The 2,705-nt window shown below is 43.5% G+C and carries 1 protein-coding gene and 2 pseudogenes; all 3 read left to right on the plus strand.

Features of this window, described 5'->3' with window-relative positions; genetic code table 11:
* Positions 1-679, plus strand: a pseudogene (locus ABZB17_RS22065) (MFS transporter); the annotation flags it as partial.
* Positions 680-1,194: 515 nt separating this feature from the next.
* On the plus strand, positions 1,195-1,962 hold the full coding sequence (locus ABZB17_RS22070; RefSeq protein WP_372653761.1) for a hypothetical protein: 768 nt from the start codon (positions 1,195-1,197) through the stop codon (positions 1,960-1,962).
* A gap of 30 nt (positions 1,963-1,992) precedes the next feature.
* Positions 1,993-2,705: pseudogene (locus ABZB17_RS22075) on the plus strand (hypothetical protein); the annotation flags it as partial.

A 2,705-nucleotide genomic window follows, 5' to 3' on the forward strand; every position in this document is an offset into this window, starting at 1 on the left:
AAGCGATGTGGCCAACAAAACCGAAGGCAAAAGTGTGTTGGGCGAGTTTTTCGAAACCTTTGCTGCCTTTTTCCGCAAAAAGGAAATTGTGTCGATAATGTTGTTTTTGTTGTTGTACCGCCTGGCCGAATCGCAGCTGGTAAAAATGGCCTCACCGTTTTTGCTCGATGCCCGCGAAGCCGGTGGACTGGGACTTACAACCGGCGATTTGGGTTTGGTGTACGGAACAGCCGGAATGATCGCACTCACCATTGGTGGTATTTTAGGTGGAATTGTAGCCTCGCGCAAAGGACTAAAACACTGGTTGTGGTGGATGGCACTGGCCATTAACCTACCTAACCTTTGTTATTTGTTGTTGTCGTTTTTAAACCCCACATCGTTGTGGTGGATTTCAGCGGCAGTTGTTATCGAGCAGTTTGGTTACGGTTTTGGATTTACGGCTTATATGCTCTTCTCCATCTATGTTTCGGAAGGAAAGCACAAAACCGCACATTACGCTATTACAACCGGTTTTATGGCACTGGGAATGATGATTCCGGGAATGTTAAGCGGTTGGTTGCAGGAAATAATCGGCTACCAGAGTTTCTTTGTTTGGGTAATGATCTGCACCATTCCGATCTTTTTGGTGTTACCATTTATTAAAGTTGATCCGAAGTTTGGGATTAAAGAGAAGGAATAGTTTTCCCGTTTTTTATAGGCGCTGAGCACATAAGTTCGAAAAGGGAAAAAGGATGCCATCTTTCTGATTTATTTAAGAGAGATGGCATCTTTCTCAAATAATTTTCTCGTAGAAAACTCAAATCCTGCAAGAATTTTGCTAATCCTGCAGACTTTCTGCCCATCCTGCAGGTTATTTACCCTCCCTGTAAGGTTCAGCGTCATCCTGCAGGGGTTTTGCCCTTTCCTGTAGCGCAGGATGGAGAAAATGTGTCGCAGGACGCCCAAAATTGGCGCAGGATTGCAAAAAAGTGCAGCAGGACGCGGCAAAAGCCTGCAGGGAGAGCCAAAAGTGCCGCAGGACGATAAAAAAGTTAGCAGGAAGCCCCAATGGTATGCAGGACGGGGAATAATCCCGCAGGACGCCCTTTTTTTGAAACTTTGTCAGCCCCAAAAGCCCGTTTTACGCCAAATCCGCCGATAACAATTCTTGGAAAGCTTTTTGATAAACTTTTGTCTTTGTAACTTTGATAAGCTATGAACGACAAAGACCTTAAAATAAAATACGATACCATCTGTCAGCATCTGGCTGAACGGAAATTAAAACCTGCTTTCGATTTGCTGGAGAATCTGATCCGTGAAAGCGGCTTGCTCATTCACCTTGACGAATGGCGCAACCTGGAGCAGAACTACAGTTACATGTTAAAATATACGGTGGAAGGAATTCAGGATCCGGAGCGCCAAAAAGTGTATCGGAAGCTGATTGTTTCGGTGTTTGAGCTGTGCGACAAAATTTATGATGAGCTGAGGTTGAAAATGTCGTCGTCGGTTACTTATGAGAAAAAGCGCGGGTTTAAACCAACGCTTCAATTTGAAACGCTTTTACATGAGCTGGAAGATTTTTACCTGCAGGAGCAACTGGTTTCGCTGGTTGATGATGCCGAGGTAAAACAATCATCGAAGCGAATTAGCGCGCGCGATCATCAGCAAAAAATGGTGACTTTGTTTTATTTCGTATGGTTTCAGAATGAATTAAATGATGAGCACCGCACTTTCATAAAGTCCTTTTTAAACAGCGAGCTGATTGAAAAATCATACAAGTCGTTTATCGTTTCAGCGCTGCTGATGAGTTTGTTGCGTTATTTCGATGAGGCCAAATTTTCGGTGCTTTTTGATGCTTACGAACACGAATTGCCCGAAATCAATCAGCGGGCGATTGTAGGATTGCTCATTGGTTTTTATCGTTACGACAGTCGTTTGGGGTATTACCCGTCGATTACCGGCCGGCTGACATTGCTGAACTAAAATCCTGATTTCAAACAAAATATCGAGCAGGTGATTATTCAGCTAATCAGAAGTAAGGAGACCGAGAAGATCCAGAAGAAGATCACCGACGAGATTATGCCGGAGATGATAAAGATAAGTCCGAACCTAAAGGACAAAATCAACCTCGACAGTTTGATGGACGATTCGCTTGGCGAAGACGAAAACCCTGAGTGGGAAAAGATTTTTGAAGATTCGCCGGGACTGATGAATAAAATGCAGGAGTTTTCGGAACTTCAGATGGAAGGGGCCGATGTATTTATGAGCTCGTTTGCCATGCTGAAAATGTTTCCGTTCTTCAGCGAATTTGCCAACTGGTTTATGCCTTTCTTTACCAAAAACCCGGAGATTGGTTTTGTTGTCAATCGCGCCGATTCGTCTACCGATCAGTTTCTAAAAGCCATTGCAGCTGCTCCGGTTTTGTGCAATTCCGATAAATATTCGTTCTGCTTTAGCTTGCAAAATATTCCGGCTGAAAACCGCGAGTTTATGGCTGAAGGGCTAAAAGCTGAAATGCAGCAGTTTGATGAATTGCAAAGCGATGAGGTGTTGACTGATCCGGGTAAAAAGGCGGCTTATATTTCAAATCTGTACATTCAGGATTTGTACCGTTTTTTTAAATTACATCCGCGCAAAAGCGATTTTGAAGATATTTTCAACTGGCGTTTCGATTTTCATAACAAACAAGTGCTTGGCGAAACGCTGAAAGAAGATGCAAACATTGT

The organism is Draconibacterium sp. (assembly GCF_041583095.1).
Lineage (GTDB): Bacteria > Bacteroidota > Bacteroidia > Bacteroidales > Prolixibacteraceae > Draconibacterium.

Bases quoted from the DNA above. Each gene is read 5' to 3' on its own strand.
- ABZB17_RS22070 (WP_372653761.1), top strand. From the start codon at position 1,195: ATGAACGACAAAGACCTTAAAATAAAATACGATACCATCTGTCAGCAT.